This is a genomic window from Pseudoalteromonas sp. JC3 (genome assembly GCF_030291895.1).
Lineage (GTDB): Bacteria > Pseudomonadota > Gammaproteobacteria > Enterobacterales > Alteromonadaceae > Pseudoalteromonas.
In genome coordinates this window covers 910,376-924,966 of record NZ_CP127856.1, presented here as the reverse complement: position 1 = coordinate 924,966, position 14,591 = coordinate 910,376, and the positions used below count along the sequence as shown (strand labels likewise).

Genomic DNA, 14,591 nt, shown 5'->3' with positions numbered 1-14,591 from the left:
ATTATTCCATTCTTAAGCTAACCGCAGGTTGGACTTTTATGCTGCGTTTCACCGGGATATAAAGCGCAAGGCATACCGCAACAAATACCAGTAGCAAAGTAATGCTACCCGCACCAAACATAACACTAAACGGCACAATACCACGGAAAAAGTCTACAGCAAGATAACACAAGATATAGAAAATTAATGCAGAAATAGTCAGCCCTGTAACGGTATGGGTTAGATTTTTCTTGATAAATAACAACATGATCTGGCGATCTTTGGAGCCAAGCGCACGGCGGATGCCTATTTCATAGCTAGATTGATTAATATTACTAAGGCCCATGGCATAAATGCCGATTAAAGAAAGCGTTAAGGCAAATCCACCCACAATCAAAAACACATAAATGATGCTAGTGAATGCCCCCATCATAGAGCGATGGTTGTCGTAGTGATCAAAAACATAGCTAGTTTCGAGCTTACTTGAAAGTCTACCTAACACGCGATAGAACGCTTCGTAACTTTGGCTTGGCGGCAGTTCAGTGACGAATTTAACCGCCATTGCGTTATCCTTTGGCGCATATTGACGAAAACTAAAATAGACCTCATGACGACGTTCACTGGCGACAACGCTCATTTCATCCACTGCTATGCCAATTATTTTAGCACTTGGCCATTTTGCATCGCGTAACATCAGTGAGCGTCCTAATACATCCTCACTGCCAAACAAAGCCTTTGCGAGAGACTGACTAATGATCACCACGGGTGCCGCTTCTGTGTTGTCTTGTGCGGTAAAGTTTCTGCCGCTTTGCAGTTCGCGCTTGAAAAGATGAGTTACAGCTTCAATATTTATGATTTTATCGGTGTAGACTTCGCCTTCGCTTGTTTGCACATCAAGTTCAATCTCACGCTGATACACGCGCCCTTCTTTAAAAGCAGGATCCAGTGTCAGACCCACAACCAACGCGCTTGCCATTTCGACTGCTTTATCACTCGAAAATTCGTTTTCAGCTTGAAATTGCAGCTCAGTGGAATGCACCCCTTTGAGAGTCTCTCCGTCGATGTTTCCCGCCATAGAGTACATCACATAACCTATGGTGCTCGACGCCATCAACATAAAGCTCACTAAAGTCACCTGCAAAGACAATAGCCGTTTTGACATCAATCCAGCCTGTTTGCCGGTTGCACCTCGCGTGCCGTCTCGCAGTACATCATTGATGTTAAAGTTAGCGGTTTTCACTGCAGGTAACAGCACAGCAATAGTAAATACAAAGCTTATCAACAACAATGACACCAAGATAGTGATGGTATTTAATTGCCAATACCACCAGTACGGCATTTTGCCACCAATCATCATATTAATAACAAAGTTCAGTGCCCGCAAACCGAGATCCGTTAGCAATAGCGCCACTACCCAACTGCTAAAGCAGTAAATAAAGCCCTCACAGGCATGCTGCTGAACAACTCTTAATTTTTTCGCACCAATCGCGGCACGAATAGCCGATTCTTTTTGTCTCTCGATTATTTTGGCAAAGAGTAAGTTACTAATGTTGATTGAGGAAATAAGCAAAATAAGTACGATACCTATCATAAATAGGGTAAATACAAATATCGCCTCACCATCAGTGTTGTATTCTACTAAAGTCATTGATTCAACTCGAACTGTTTTATCCACCTCGAGCTCTGACTGACTAGCGCGTTGCTTTGCATAGTCAGTGAAGAATAAACTTAAGCGTTGCTCCAGCTTAGACTCTACCACCTCGTTTGGCATCTTATAAATAATATCAATAGCATCAGCAGGTGCTGCGTTATTACCTTTAAGCGGTAGCCAGAGTTTAGAAAATATCGGGAAGTTATTACGTTTGGGCATCACGCCGATTATCTCGTAGGGCTTTTGATCAACGATCATCGTACGCCCAATAACATCTTCGCTACCTTGGAATAAATGCGACCATAGATAGTCTGAAATCACGACTACATCTTGAGCTGATCCCACAAAGTCCTCAGCGGTATAAAATCGCCCGAGCTCAGGCTTAATATCCATAAACTGGAAAAAGCGCTCATCAACATAGGAGCCTCGATAATGATTTCCTCGCTCAGCGTCACTTACCCAAACACTCACAGGTGCAATATAAAGCCACTCCTCAAGTTGCTTAACTTCATCAAGTTCTCGTAGTTGTGGCAGCATGCTATATTCAAATCGATTTTGCGTGCTGATAGGGTTGCGAACCTTGAAGATCCTGATTTCAGAGCTGCCATTCCCTACTTGGCTATGTGAGAATGCCACGGTATAAATATAATTAAAGCCAATCAATGATATGGTCAAACTACCAACCATAATAAACATCATCAATAACGTAAATCGCATTGATTTTGCGATGTTTCTCAGCGCATAGCGAAAATCTAAAAGTAATCCCATACTAAGCTCCAACGACTTTACTTACACGGTCAAGCTGCTTTTTATCTCGTAAAATATTGCCATCAAGCATTGAGATCACCCGGCTGGCGTAGGTCGTTGATTCAATATCATGCGTTACCATACATATCGTTTTGCCAGCAGCATGAAGCTCGCTCAACAACCCTAGCACTTGCTGGGCATTGTTTGAGTCTAAGTTACCAGTCGGCTCATCGGCGAGAATGAGGTCGGGGCTGTTAATCAACGCTCTTGCAACTGCGGCCCGCTGTTGCTGACCACCTGAAAGTTGAGAGGGAAAATGATTGACTCGGTTTTCTAACCCCACCATCGCCAGTGCATCTTTGGCTTTTTGCTCCATTTCTTTTTGGCTAATGCCGCCGATATAAGTCAGCGGTAACATGACATTTTCAAGTACATTTAAATCACTGATAAGATTAAATGCCTGAAAAATAAAGCCTATATGGTTAGCGCGAATATGAGCACGCTCGTCTGAGCTCAAATTAAATGCTTGGTTACCGCTGATAAAATACTCGCCGTTACTTGGCTCATCAATCAGGCCCAAAATTGACAGTAACGTAGACTTGCCGCACCCCGAAGGTCCCGTGATAGCCACAAACTCGCCGGGCTCTACCACGAGATTAATACCGTCTAGTGCTTGAGTTGCAATTTCATCCGTCTGAAACCGCTTTTTGATGTTATTAAGTTGAATGACTGAGTTCATAATAGTGTCCTGTTAACGCACTAGCACTTGGCTATCTTGAGTATACTTTTCCATATCGGAAATAATGATAGTTTGATTTTTATTAAGGCCTTCAAGCACTTCGATGTAGTTTACCGAACGCTGACCAAATTTAACCGTTTTTTTCGTCGCGAGATGTTTATTAACAACAAACACGCTCGCTTGATTATTTGCAATGACATTAGCCGGCATTGCGACGAATATAGCCTCGGGTTTATAGCTCGTTACAATAACCCCTTCAATGTTGAGTTTATCTCTGGCCTCTCTTGGCAAAGCGCCTTCAATGCTCAGCTCCACTTCAACTTGGCTATTGGTGACCTTTGGGGAAACACGTTTTACGATGGCGTTAAAACGCGAAGTGTATGTATCGATTGTAGCCGACTGCCCAACTTGTACATGCGGCGCATCTAGTTCCGCGATGTTTATCTTAGCAACCAGCAAACGCGGATCTGCCACCTCTGCAACTGAACTGGTATTAGACAATTGCATGCCCACTTCAATCAGCACATCCTGAATTTGTCCAGTGATTGGCGAGCGCACATCAAGCGCTGCGATATTCTCTTCAAGTAGCTTAATTTCGGATCGTAGGCTTGCTTGCTCAGCCAGCTGCGCTTTGGCTTTTGCCTGCTGTACTTGTTGCTGAGTGGCAACCCTAGCTTGCTGTAACTCCACTTGCTTTTGACTACGCTGCATTGCAAACTCGCTGCGTTGATGATCAAGCATAGAGATAGTGCTATTGCCCTTTTCTATTAAGGTTTTTTGCGCCTGCCACTGAATTTTGTCTGCTTTATAACCCAACAAAGCATCATGATGTGCGGTGTGGGCCTCTTGCACTTTGGCCTTTAACTCTGCAAGTTCGGCCTCATGTTGTGCTGAAATTTTGGTAAGTTGGCTATGTTTTTGAATGAGCGCTTCGCGCAGTGATGGGTTTTCAAGCCGAGCAAGTAGCGTACCTTGAGTGACCATTTCACCCGGTTTAACCAGCACTTCAACTACTTTGCCGCCACTACTACTGGTAACCAAATGGCGTTTCTCCAATGCAAGACTACCAAGTCCCTTAACACTGAGTTCAAACTCGCCCTGTTGGACTGTAGCAACGATTAACTCTTCTTGGAAAACCACGTTTGATGCACTTTGGGTATACGCTTTGGCAAAAAACACCAAACCGACCACAAGTAGCACAATTACAAGCAACGCGAGCTTCTTAATCGGCATGCGCTTTGTTTTCGCCAGTTTTATATCCATACTTTGTACTCCACTTTGAGAATACAGTTGATGAATCAAATTTCAGGCCAAACTTTTTCTAATTATAAATCAATGCCATAGAACTAAATTAAGATAATACCCGATAAAACATGTCTCGAAAATGAGACACGAATACAGTAATGACTGTGCCAAAAGCGAGACAAAAGCTGAGCTATTTTTGCTTTGTCATTCTAGAGAGGTCAATTCCTATTATATTTCTGAGCGTGTTGCTGTTTGCGCCTCGTACAATGCGCTAAGACTTTGAGCTTTTCATCTTCGCTGTAACTTGTCCAGCGGGTGATTTCGTCCAACGTTCTAAAGCAGCCTAAGCACACATCTTTATCATCCAAACAGCACTTTCTGATGCAAGGAGATTGGACCAAATTACAACTTGAGTGTGACATCGCTGCTCCTTTAAATAGATTTACTCAAAATAACTTGCCGGAAAACAAGACTCTCTCTTTTTGCCTTTAAAATGATGGCAGACCTCTCCCGTTTCGGTATTAACTAAAAAGGAATGGTCAATATCCTTAAAGTAAAGCCAAATAAACTCCATGTCTTCTTCTAAGAAGTGTTGTTCAAAAGTGGGCTCATCAAAATGCGCCGCTAGCGCATCTATATCTGTTATTTCATCGTAGCTAACGGCATAGACAGCTAGGCTCGTGAACGTGGCTAAAACAAAAAATACCTTAACTAGGCCAATATGCATCTTGTTACCTTTAGTCATTTTATTGGACGAAATACATCATCTTCATCAATCAATATACAAACTGGGTGGGGCTATCCCCACCACATACGCACGACCTGTTGCGCGTCGTTTAACTCAATATTAAGTCGCTGAGGTTGATGATCTTGGGTAAGCATATCTCCAGATTGGTACACTCTAACCACCTTACCAACGATTGTTTGTAGGGATTTTGAATAATCAATATCTTGCACCATTTAACCCTTATTTATGCTGGAAGTTTAAAGCCAACGACGCACTCTCCTTTGATAGCGTAAATAGGCATCTCCAAAAGTTTGTTCCATCATTTTTTCTTCAAATCGAATGTACCATCTGTCGGCAATAAGTAAAAAAGCAGTCACAAACAAAAATGACACGAGTGCACCACCGATTAATACGGCATAGCCTAGTAATGCAATGACAAAACCTAGGTACATGGGATTGCGGGTATATTGAAATACCCCAGCCTCCACTAATTTATCAGGCTTATTGAAAGTCATAATATCGGTTTCTTCCCTCGCGAATATCATGCTGCCCGACTTTGCCAGTGCAAACCCCAAAGCAATCGGTATTAACCCTAACAGATTGAAAGGGTAATAAATAAAATGTGGTGCAGCAGTCAACCAACACACCACAGGCATCAATATGACAAATAAAAACAGTAAAATAGGAGGCAGTAGCTTTTTCATGATGTTATTCCTTACCTTTAGAACAATAATTAGAGATAAGGTAATGCGAATTTTGTTGCTATGCCTTAACCTATGTTAAGCCAAGCTCTTTTCTAATTCTCGACAGCGATACATCCGTGATCCCAAGGTACATTGCGATATGGCGCAAAGCAACCGAGCGGCTTAATGCTTGATTTTCTGTGATAAAGCGTAAGTACCTTTCCTTTGCACTTAACTGGAGTAACGCCGCTTCGCGTTTCTCTTTTTTAAGCACTAACTGTTCATAAATTTTGCGCACAAACCGTCCCCAGTTGAGGTTTTGCTCAGATACAGTGACTAAGTCAGCATAGCGAATTTCGGCAATAACACAGTCTGTTAGCGTTTGCGTTGAAAATGGACTCGGCTGTTCTTCTAGATAACAAGATAAACAAGAGAATGCCCCGCCCTTCTGTAGCAGAGATTTGTTCCGTTCATTACCCTTTTCATCTAGGTAGAAATAACGTCCATATCCATCTAATAAGAAATAAACACTCGAGATTTTCTCACCTTGTTCGAATAGCATCGTATCGGCTGTGATATGACCGATTTTTATATACGGAGCCATAAGAAGCCAATCCTCAAGTGAGAAATCCACCAACCGCCCATATACAGCTAACCATTTTTGATAATTTTCGTTACTTGATTTAGACATTAGTGTAAGTGCTTTTCGAATATTAACAGGATTTTATTGTCGTAAGGTATCGTATCGAACTGCTGATATCCAAGCTTTTGGTATATGTGCTGCGCTCGCGTATTATCTGCAAAAACATCTAGCCAAACTCGCGTTATACGCAACTCCTCTAACACGTATTTTTCCATCTGATTTATCGCTTCTTGCCCTATTCCCAATCCCTTTTTAGCAACCACAATCCGGCAAAATTCAACACTTTTCAGTTCTGGTTCAACGGCTAAAATTATAAAGCCAACTATTTCACTATCTGAGTGGATTGTTAAATAGTGTATGTTGGGCTCAGAAAATAACTGCTGATGAACAAGCAGCGAATTGCTCAAGATAAATTCCTTATAATCATCCGCATTCTCCATTTTGCTCAAAGCTGGAAGTTGTGTAAAAAACCCCTTGAACTAATGTGAGCATCTCATTCGCTTTTATAGTTAAGTAAGAGTTTTGAATTAAGTTCATTAATGAAAAGGCTATCCTGTAACCTCGATTCTTGCTCGATCAGCCACGCTTCAAAAACTTCTAATGTAGCTGACTGATAAAGTTGCGATAGCCAATCTTGGAGTGATATATCACAAGCCTCACATAAAGCTTGCTGACATAACCAAATATTTTCAGGCATTGCCACATTCTTACCATACTTGATGAGCTGAGAATGCTGAAAAGCACTTTTTATTCCGACAAGGCCAAGCTTCCCCTGTTCATCTATTGGTGCAAGGTGATTATCTTGCACAAAACGCGGCGATGCTGGGAAGTTGAATACGAACTCAGGAGATTCATAATTGGTGTACTCATATTTAACAATAGCGCCAGCAGATAAATTTGTCGCCTCACATGGAATAGTGAAAGGAATATTGAGGCTGCATTCATTTTCACCAAGGACATAATGGCCATAGACTATAATATCCGTTTGCAACTTAAAGCCATCTCCAGGCTGGTGGCTATCCGGGATAATCAACTCCCCACGTAATAACGTATCGTCACCACGGCTGAGCTTCTGTACCGAAGACTTCTGTAAGTTAAAAAATTCTCCAACGTGTATTTGCTCCCCTTTTCTATTTAACATTGCCGACAACGCGATAGACTCAGGGATCAAAATACCGTCTTCTTTTAGGTAGGGAAATAAGTGCTTGAAGATCCAAACTTGTGGCTCTCTTTTTAGTAATGCTGTCATCGTTTCTGAAATCACGATATCAAAGCTACATTTTTCTTCATCCTGCCATTTTAATGCATCACAACAAACCAAGCGTTCGATACGGTGCTCTACATCAAAAGCATCAATTAACTTTTTTACCGCAGCTATATTTTCTGGATGTATGTCAATCAGGGTTGCCCTAACAGGAAGGTTGGGATGTAGTGCTAACAATGGAAGCAGCAACGTGGCGTAAGGACCAGTGCCTGCGTATAAAATATGAACTTCAGATAACCCTTCTTGCTGTTTATCTTCGATAGCCGCTTTTACACCTTGCATAAAAATCAAACTGCGCAGCAGTTCTTGAGAGCATTTAGCTGCCTGAACAGGAGAAATAGCAACACCATATTCAGTATGAACACTACTCCAATCATTCATATCAAACTGAGTATCAACTCCACTCAGTGTACCAAAGAATTTGATAAACTCGTCAAACAAAGTTGTCAGTTCAGGAGACTCCTTATTTGCAGCGAAAATTCCTGTTAAACACCTGCTTTTAAAGCTATTTAGATCCATATGCTTTCCCATGATATAAAACGCTGTCGTATTAAGTACTTATTCTTATTTAAAGTATCATTTAAAGATAGAGTGTATATATTTGCAATAAAAACCTTAAATCAACTCACCGTGATCGGTTTTCTAGTTTGAATCAACAATATAAAAGTAGCGCTTAATTCATCATTTCGACAGCACCTACACCAGATCCAACATCAACACCTTCAAATGACTCACTATCTTGGTTACTACTAGCTGCACCACTGGCGCTGCTACGTAGAAGAAAATAACACCCTACTTTTTTGTAGTTAAGTAATGAATTGGCGAGCATTGTGCTCGCCATTTTTGTTTACTCTCATCTCATTCATTGTTTCGGATCAAGTTGTTTCTGGTTATAGCTGCTAAGCTACCATCGACTCAATCAAGGAGCAAAAAGATGAAAGCAGCGTTAGTGCACCAATTTAAACAACCGTTAGAAATTCAAGAAATTGAGAAACCGCAACTTACACAAGGATCGGTCATCGTTGAAATAGCCGCCTGTGGTGTTTGTCACACCGACTTACACGCCTGTCATGGTGACTGGCCAGTTAAGCCTAAATTACCACTAGTGCCTGGTCACGAAGGTGTGGGTACCGTTATCGCAAAAGCTGACGATGTTAAACACCTAGCCGTTGGTGATAGAGTGGGTGTACCTTGGCTTCATAGCGCCTGCGGTCATTGTGAACACTGCCTAAAAGGCGACGAAAACTTATGCCCGGAGCAGTTAAATAGTGGCTATTCCGTCGACGGCGGTTACGCACAGTACTGTAAAGCCGATGCCAACTACGTGGTAAAAATCCCCGAAGGCTTGTCATTTGTCGATGCCGCTCCTCTATTCTGTGCGGGCGTCACCACCTATAAAGCACTAAAAGTATCGAAAGCTAAACCCGGTGAATGGGTTGCCATTATTGGTGTAGGAGGCCTTGGTCACTTAGCAGTGCAATACGCCAAAGCAATGGGGCTGAATGTAGTTGCAGTTGACACTGGCGAATCAAAGTTAGCACTAGCAAAAGAGCTTGGCGCCGATTTATGTATCGACTTTAAGCAGAGCGATCCCGCAGAGTTGATGCAAAATAAGCTAGGAGGAGTCCAAGCCGTAGTTTGTACCGCGGTCTCAAAGCCTGCCTTTACGACATCATTTAACAGCGTGAAGCGAGGCGGTACTTGCGTGCTCGTTGGCTTACCACCAGAGGAAATGCCTATTCCTATATTTGATACCGTTCTTAAAGGTATCAGTGTTGTTGGCAGCATCGTTGGTACCCGTCAAGATCTCACTGAATGCTTGCAGTTTGCCGCTGAGGGCAAGGTAAAGGCCATTATTGAAACCAAGCCACTTGAGCAAATCAACGATATATTTGACGATATGCTCAATAGCGACATTAACGGCAGGATCGTACTAACTTTCGACTAGACCCATCGAGCAGCCAAATACTTGATAACCATTTGGCTGCTTTCTCACTTCGGCAAAGTGACAAAAGCCTAGAACGACCAACCAGAACGAGAGATGACAACGGCCAGAGAACAAATTGTTATTCCGAGCTTAGGTTAACTATACTTTGTGTATTCGAGTCTTAACAACGTTGAATACATGGCAGCCAGTCAAAACAACATACTTCACCCAAGTCAGTCGTTTAGCTTTAAGTACTTCTACCATATATCAGCGCTCTCCATGCTGCTTTTTTTTCTTTCTGTGGTGTTCACATTTTTAGCATTCGTCAATAAAGAAGCGCAAGAGCAAGAAATAGAAAGAAATTTTAATCTTGTTCGTTTATCCCAAGAGTTAAGACTCAGCTCAGATCAACTCACCATGATGGCGCGGGCTTATGCCGCCACAGGCAACCCTAAGTTTAAGCAATTTTTTGATGAGATCTTAACGATCCGTAACGGCACTTCCCCTCGCCCTAAGCATTTGCACCGCGTTTATTGGGACATGTTGCTGGTCAAAGAGGGTCAGGCGCCATTTGAAAAAGAAGCACCAAAAGCGCTGCTGACATTATTATTAGAAAACGGAGTTTCTACGGATGAATTAACTATGTTGCGAAATGCAGAGGATAAAAGTGAAGCACTCGTGTCACTTGAGCGTGAAGCCTTTGAATTAGTGGTAGCAGGGAAAAATCAACAGGCCCTCAAGATTTTGTACAGCGAGGCTTACCTCCAAAGTAAAGTACATATAATGACGCACATCAATGCCTTTTTAGAACGCAGAGAGCAGGATTTCAGCTCACTCCTTGCAAGCAGCAATAAAAAGGTAAAATCCTATTATGGTGCCGCGTTTGTTTGCTTTATCTTGCTATTACTTAGCCTCATCGCGTTGTACAACTCTCGTTCGGCCATCCGTAAAAGTATTATTGATTACCTAAATACGGAGGTAAAAAGCCAAACTGAAGAGTTAATAGAAAAAAACAAAGCACTTAATCACGCGATCAGTGAACTCAGTGAGACTCAAAAACGCCTGATAAACGCCGAAAAGTCAGCAACGCTGGTGCGATTGATCCCAGGACTTGCCCATGAGATTAACACGCCGATTGGCGTCGCCATGACCGCTTCCAGTAACCAACTATTGCTTGTTGAAGGGGTAAGACAAAGGGTAAATAAAAATGAAATAGCTAAGTCTGCTTTATTGCATTCGATAGAAAATATCGAAAGCTGTGCCAAGCTCGTCGTCAATAGTACCGAGCGGATAACCGGTATTATCGACAAGCTCAAAATCATCACCAATACTGGATTTGAAGGAGAAGTAAAGCCAGTTTACTTACAACCGCTTATCGCACACTGTGTGAGTGAGCTTGCCAATCAACACCCACATATTGATATTACCTTAGATATTCCCGAAGCACTTGCTATCACCGCCCCAGAGAGATTGTTACAGCAGATTTTCCAACCTGTAATAGAAAATGCGTTTTACCACGCCTTTGCTGATAACTCAGTGCAAAGCCCATGTGTGATTATATCGGCTCAAGCCTCAAAACTTGGATATACGATTAAAGTCACGGACAATGGCGGCGGTATTCCACATGAAATCAAAGATAAAGTATTTGATCCTTTTGTTGTCGGTAATCGCACACAAAAAGGCCTGGGCTTAGGGCTAAGTGTTGCGCTCGCTATTGTCACTCAGTATTTTAATGGCGTAATTGAGTGTGAAACAGAATCTAATTCCGGAACATGCATCATTATCAAGTTGCCGAGCTAGTCGCGCTAACGGACCCAGCCGATACTTAACAACACTCGAGTACCCGCTTCTACTTTTGAAACAGAATGCTCTGATTTATCAAAACCTGAACTAGGGATAACAACTTGTCCTCTAGCAGCTGTTATCCCTTACTACTGCGTTAAATTTGCTTGCAATAGGCCAGCTATTGACGCACAAATTTGCCTTGTATTAAGAAATAACTTCTGGCTAGAGTGATATTACGCTTTTGAACTTAGGTATTTTAGTGAATTATCTAACTTCTTATCCCGAGTTCAGGTTCAAAAGTTTGATGCGACTGCTGCTATAGAGCGGATCTTTACACTTAAATTCACCGCCTAACTTCGCCCGCTTTAAAACAATATTTAGCCTGAAATGCTTCCCTGAAACGACTTTATCGGTGTGCGGTGGTACTTCGCATCCAGTCGGAAACTTCAGTAAATACATATCAAACTTAACCGGCCACATCGCGGTTGCTAGTAACATTTTTTGATAGCCGGACTGTTGTCTGCCAAGTTGCCAGCGAAAATACTTTGCTTTACTTTCCATAAATGCACACTTTAAGCTTCATTATTATTGTGGCAATGCTTTGTAAATAGAATACAGAGGAACAACGCACTGCCACTCTTCCTGAGAAATAGAGTACACAGCTTGGTTGAAGCACTCGTTCCGATAAACACCTGCACGACGTAATATGCCATCAAAACACGCACCAAGTTGCTCAACCAACCGGCGTACTAAATCATTACGCTCGTCGACTCTAAATTCAACCAAAGCGAAACCTAGCGTATTCAAATACTCTGTCACGAATAAACAAAACACCTTGTCGAACAGAGTATCGTGGATAAACCAACTCTCTTCTACCAGCACTTTTTTGGCCGCTGAGTCATCGACTGTAATTAAGATCATGCCAAGCATTTCGCGCGTTTGAGTTTGCCGCACACAAATACAGTGCTTTGATTTATCTTCAGCTGCTTGTAAAAAAGGTACTAGCACTCTTTGTTGTCGTAACTTTAATAACTCTTCGGCATCGTACTCTTCACCATATCTAAGCGAAAACAGACGCTCCAACCGTTGATATTCACCCGCTCTTAACGTTCTCAAAGCAAATGCCGAGTCCGAAAATTCAACACGGATGTCACTTATGGGGACGTTGTTTTCATCTGGTGGGGCGATCATTGGCTTTTCTGAGTGACGGTTGCATAACTCAGATTATTACATCTATTCAAGTCTAAAAGCTATGCCTGTGACTTCCCATCAACCTCAAACGACAAATAGCCCGTAAAGAACAAGCACAATCAAAGTCAACGCAAAGCCAACTCGGATCCGCTTGAGTACTGCCTCACCATTCAGTGTTTTAAAAATCACACCACCTAATACCAGCCACATTGTGTCGACCACTATCGCCACCACGTAGCACACGCTAGCAGCAAGTAGCGTAGCAACTAGGTTTGAGCTTGCCGGCACCGAAGCCGTCGCAAAAATAGCGATACAAGCCGCGTAGGCTTTGGGGTTGAGGAGGTTAAGAATAAACCCATCTTTAAAGCTCGGTAGCTGCGCACCTGCACTGCCAAGCGCCGCGTTGTTTGCTGCAATTTTGTAGGCAACATAAATTAAGTAGGCGGCTGCAAGCCATTTGAGTACAAGCGTCACCTGAGGCTGACTCACCAGTAACCCTGCAATTCCAGTGGCTGCAAAGATCACCGCAACAAGCAATCCTGCCAAAATACCTGCTAAGAATGGGAAGCCTTTTTTAACACCTTGACTCGCCCCCGTTGCAGCCAGCGCAAGTGGCGCTGGACCGGGAGAGCCAAGCAACACCGCGGTTGTGATTGCCACAGAAAGTAAAGCTTCAAACATCATATCGTCCTTATGAATTTCAAGTCTGCATGGTGGAAATCAAAGAAAAAGCCGAATGACAGGCACACTTTAACGACCAAGCAACAACTCGGGAGTTTTCTTATGTAGAGAATAAGGCTCTTGGGAACAGAGCCTTTAATTTAGTATGGAGCTACGCCTCTGGGATGCGAACTCGGCCTTCCATTAGCACGCGAGCGCTGCGGCTCATGACGGCTTTTTTAGCTTGCCAACGACCAGACTCTTGTAGTGCTTCAGCGCCAACCTTTAAGGTGCCTGACGGATGTCCAAAGGTCACGGAGTTAAGATCACCACCACCAGCGGCTTCGTTAACTAGGGTGCCAGGAATTGCCGCCGCGGTTGCTATCGCCACTGCGGCAGTTCCCATCATCGCATGGTGCAACTTACCCATAGATAAGGCGCGAACGTTTAAGTCGATGGTATTGGCTTCTACCGCTTTACCGCTCGATGCTGCATAAGATTTAGCAGGTGCAACGAAGGCAATTTTTGGGGTATGTTGGCGAACTTTCGCTTCGTCAATATGACCTATTAAACCCATTTTAACTGCGCCATAAGCACGGATCTTTTCAAATCGCTCTAGTGCACCTGAGTCTCCATTAATCACTTCTTGTAACTCTGTACCTTCATAACCTAAATCGGAAGCACGGAAGAAAAGCGTTGGGATCCCGGCACTTATCATGGTCACTTCAAAGGTGCCTTCATCAGGCACAGTTAACGTATCGACGAGATTGCCCGACGGAAACATATCAACATCTGGGTCGCTTGGATCCATAAACTCAACCACCACTTCTGCTGCTGGGAAAGTTACGCCATCCAGTTCAAAGTCGCCCGTCTCTTGCACTTCTCCATTGCTGATTGGAACATGCGCCACTATGGTTTTGCTAATATTCGCCTGCCAGATTTTAACGACAGCAACACCGTTCTCTGGCACTTTATTCGCGTCGACTAAGCCATTGCTGATTGCAAATGCCCCCACCGCAGCCGTTAAATTGCCACAGTTTCCGCTCCAATCAATAAATGGTTTGTCGATAGCAACCTGACCAAATAAGTAGTCCACGTCATGGTCGGCTTTGTCGCTTTTACTTAAGATCACGGTTTTGCTGGTACTGGAAGTTGCACCGCCCATGCCATCGGTATGTTTACCATAGGGATCTGGGCTGCCAATCACACGTAGCAGCAAGTTATCTCGCGCTTCACCAGGTTGCTGCGCGTACTCGGGTAAATCTGTTAAATTAAAGAACACCCCTTTAGAGGTGCCGCCACGCATATAAGTGGCGGGAATTTTAATTTGCGGCTTAAATTGACTCATGG

Annotated in this window: 16 protein-coding genes and 1 pseudogene; 2 read left to right on the top strand and 15 right to left on the bottom strand. The window is 43.1% G+C overall.

Features of this window, described 5'->3' with window-relative positions; genetic code table 11:
• Position 1: 1 nt before the first annotated feature.
• The 11 genes from QSH61_RS22690 to QSH61_RS22640 form a co-directional block, all read right to left on the bottom strand.
• Entirely contained in the window at positions 2 to 2,398 is a 2,397-nt protein-coding gene (locus QSH61_RS22690; RefSeq protein WP_206472568.1) for an ABC transporter permease, read from the bottom strand.
• A 1-nt stretch (position 2,399) separates the two neighbouring features.
• The gene (locus QSH61_RS22685; RefSeq protein WP_010603799.1) at positions 2,400 to 3,116 is read right to left on the bottom strand and encodes an ABC transporter ATP-binding protein; all 717 of its coding nucleotides are present in this window, start codon (positions 3,114 to 3,116) and stop codon (positions 2,400 to 2,402) included.
• 12 nt (positions 3,117 to 3,128) lie between these two features.
• Positions 3,129 to 4,379: an efflux RND transporter periplasmic adaptor subunit gene (locus QSH61_RS22680; protein WP_206472571.1), complete on the bottom strand. Its 1,251-nt coding sequence runs from the start codon at positions 4,377 to 4,379 to the stop codon at positions 3,129 to 3,131.
• Between the two features lie 200 nt (positions 4,380 to 4,579).
• Positions 4,580 to 4,783, bottom strand: coding sequence for a DUF1289 domain-containing protein (locus QSH61_RS22675; protein WP_010603801.1), 204 nt, complete (start codon positions 4,781 to 4,783; stop codon positions 4,580 to 4,582).
• 20 nt (positions 4,784 to 4,803) lie between these two features.
• Positions 4,804 to 5,088, bottom strand: coding sequence for a hypothetical protein (locus tag QSH61_RS22670; protein WP_174169568.1), 285 nt, complete (start codon positions 5,086 to 5,088; stop codon positions 4,804 to 4,806).
• Between the two features lie 71 nt (positions 5,089 to 5,159).
• On the bottom strand, positions 5,160 to 5,321 hold the full coding sequence (locus QSH61_RS22665) for an I78 family peptidase inhibitor (protein WP_010603803.1): 162 nt from the start codon (positions 5,319 to 5,321) through the stop codon (positions 5,160 to 5,162).
• A gap of 24 nt (positions 5,322 to 5,345) precedes the next feature.
• Complete coding sequence (locus tag QSH61_RS22660) at positions 5,346 to 5,792, bottom strand: methyltransferase family protein (protein ID WP_102058345.1); 447 nt, start codon at positions 5,790 to 5,792, stop codon at positions 5,346 to 5,348.
• Between the two features lie 70 nt (positions 5,793 to 5,862).
• On the bottom strand, positions 5,863 to 6,462 hold the full coding sequence (locus tag QSH61_RS22655) for a Crp/Fnr family transcriptional regulator (RefSeq protein ID WP_102058344.1): 600 nt from the start codon (positions 6,460 to 6,462) through the stop codon (positions 5,863 to 5,865).
• Positions 6,462 to 6,821 (bottom strand): GNAT family N-acetyltransferase, encoded by a 360-nt coding sequence (locus QSH61_RS22650; protein ID WP_239422047.1) that lies wholly within the window; start codon positions 6,819 to 6,821, stop codon positions 6,462 to 6,464. Before QSH61_RS22650 ends, QSH61_RS22655 begins: the two co-directional genes overlap by 1 nt.
• A gap of 86 nt (positions 6,822 to 6,907) precedes the next feature.
• On the bottom strand, positions 6,908 to 8,197 hold the full coding sequence (locus QSH61_RS22645; RefSeq protein WP_206472575.1) for an SAM-dependent methyltransferase: 1,290 nt from the start codon (positions 8,195 to 8,197) through the stop codon (positions 6,908 to 6,910).
• 154 nt (positions 8,198 to 8,351) lie between these two features.
• Positions 8,352 to 8,519 (bottom strand): hypothetical protein, encoded by a 168-nt coding sequence (locus QSH61_RS22640; RefSeq protein WP_174169572.1) that lies wholly within the window; start codon positions 8,517 to 8,519, stop codon positions 8,352 to 8,354.
• Positions 8,520 to 8,612: 93 nt separating this feature from the next.
• Here QSH61_RS22640 and adhP point away from each other — a divergent pair, with 93 nt between their 5' ends.
• Positions 8,613 to 9,626, top strand: a complete 1,014-nt coding sequence (gene adhP / locus QSH61_RS22635; protein WP_102058341.1) for an alcohol dehydrogenase AdhP — start codon at positions 8,613 to 8,615, stop codon at positions 9,624 to 9,626.
• 177 nt (positions 9,627 to 9,803) lie between these two features.
• Positions 9,804 to 11,405: a sensor histidine kinase gene (locus tag QSH61_RS22630; RefSeq protein ID WP_206472579.1), complete on the top strand. Its 1,602-nt coding sequence runs from the start codon at positions 9,804 to 9,806 to the stop codon at positions 11,403 to 11,405.
• 282 nt (positions 11,406 to 11,687) lie between these two features.
• Here QSH61_RS22630 and QSH61_RS22625 read toward each other — a convergent pair.
• From QSH61_RS22625 to prpF, 4 genes and pseudogenes are all read right to left on the bottom strand, one after another.
• A pseudogene (locus QSH61_RS22625) lies at positions 11,688 to 11,951 on the bottom strand (2OG-Fe(II) oxygenase); the annotation flags it as partial.
• 24 nt (positions 11,952 to 11,975) lie between these two features.
• Entirely contained in the window at positions 11,976 to 12,581 is a 606-nt protein-coding gene (locus tag QSH61_RS22620) for a GNAT family N-acetyltransferase (protein ID WP_010603808.1), read from the bottom strand.
• A gap of 84 nt (positions 12,582 to 12,665) precedes the next feature.
• The gene (locus QSH61_RS22615) at positions 12,666 to 13,265 is read right to left on the bottom strand and encodes a LysE family translocator (protein ID WP_227388088.1); all 600 of its coding nucleotides are present in this window, start codon (positions 13,263 to 13,265) and stop codon (positions 12,666 to 12,668) included.
• 148 nt (positions 13,266 to 13,413) lie between these two features.
• The gene (gene prpF / locus QSH61_RS22610) at positions 13,414 to 14,589 is read right to left on the bottom strand and encodes a 2-methylaconitate cis-trans isomerase PrpF (RefSeq protein ID WP_206472581.1); all 1,176 of its coding nucleotides are present in this window, start codon (positions 14,587 to 14,589) and stop codon (positions 13,414 to 13,416) included.
• Positions 14,590 to 14,591 lie beyond the last annotated feature (2 nt).

Excerpts from the sequence above, each read along its gene's own strand:
- QSH61_RS22690 (WP_206472568.1), bottom strand. The coding sequence starts at position 2,398 with ATGGGATTACTTTTAGATTTTCGCTATGCGCTGAGAAACATCGCAAAA.
- QSH61_RS22685 (WP_010603799.1), bottom strand. The coding sequence starts at position 3,116 with ATGAACTCAGTCATTCAACTTAATAACATCAAAAAGCGGTTTCAGACG.
- QSH61_RS22680 (WP_206472571.1), bottom strand. The coding sequence starts at position 4,379 with ATGGATATAAAACTGGCGAAAACAAAGCGCATGCCGATTAAGAAGCTC.
- QSH61_RS22675 (WP_010603801.1), bottom strand. The coding sequence starts at position 4,783 with ATGTCACACTCAAGTTGTAATTTGGTCCAATCTCCTTGCATCAGAAAG.
- QSH61_RS22670 (WP_174169568.1), bottom strand. The coding sequence starts at position 5,088 with ATGCATATTGGCCTAGTTAAGGTATTTTTTGTTTTAGCCACGTTCACG.
- QSH61_RS22665 (WP_010603803.1), bottom strand. The coding sequence starts at position 5,321 with ATGGTGCAAGATATTGATTATTCAAAATCCCTACAAACAATCGTTGGT.
- QSH61_RS22660 (WP_102058345.1), bottom strand. The coding sequence starts at position 5,792 with ATGAAAAAGCTACTGCCTCCTATTTTACTGTTTTTATTTGTCATATTG.
- QSH61_RS22655 (WP_102058344.1), bottom strand. The coding sequence starts at position 6,462 with ATGTCTAAATCAAGTAACGAAAATTATCAAAAATGGTTAGCTGTATAT.
- QSH61_RS22645 (WP_206472575.1), bottom strand. The coding sequence starts at position 8,197 with ATGGATCTAAATAGCTTTAAAAGCAGGTGTTTAACAGGAATTTTCGCT.
- QSH61_RS22640 (WP_174169572.1), bottom strand. The coding sequence starts at position 8,519 with ATGGCGAGCACAATGCTCGCCAATTCATTACTTAACTACAAAAAAGTA.
- adhP (WP_102058341.1), top strand. The coding sequence starts at position 8,613 with ATGAAAGCAGCGTTAGTGCACCAATTTAAACAACCGTTAGAAATTCAA.
- QSH61_RS22630 (WP_206472579.1), top strand. The coding sequence starts at position 9,804 with ATGGCAGCCAGTCAAAACAACATACTTCACCCAAGTCAGTCGTTTAGC.
- QSH61_RS22620 (WP_010603808.1), bottom strand. The coding sequence starts at position 12,581 with ATGATCGCCCCACCAGATGAAAACAACGTCCCCATAAGTGACATCCGT.
- QSH61_RS22615 (WP_227388088.1), bottom strand. The coding sequence starts at position 13,265 with ATGATGTTTGAAGCTTTACTTTCTGTGGCAATCACAACCGCGGTGTTG.
- prpF (WP_206472581.1), bottom strand. The coding sequence starts at position 14,589 with ATGAGTCAATTTAAGCCGCAAATTAAAATTCCCGCCACTTATATGCGT.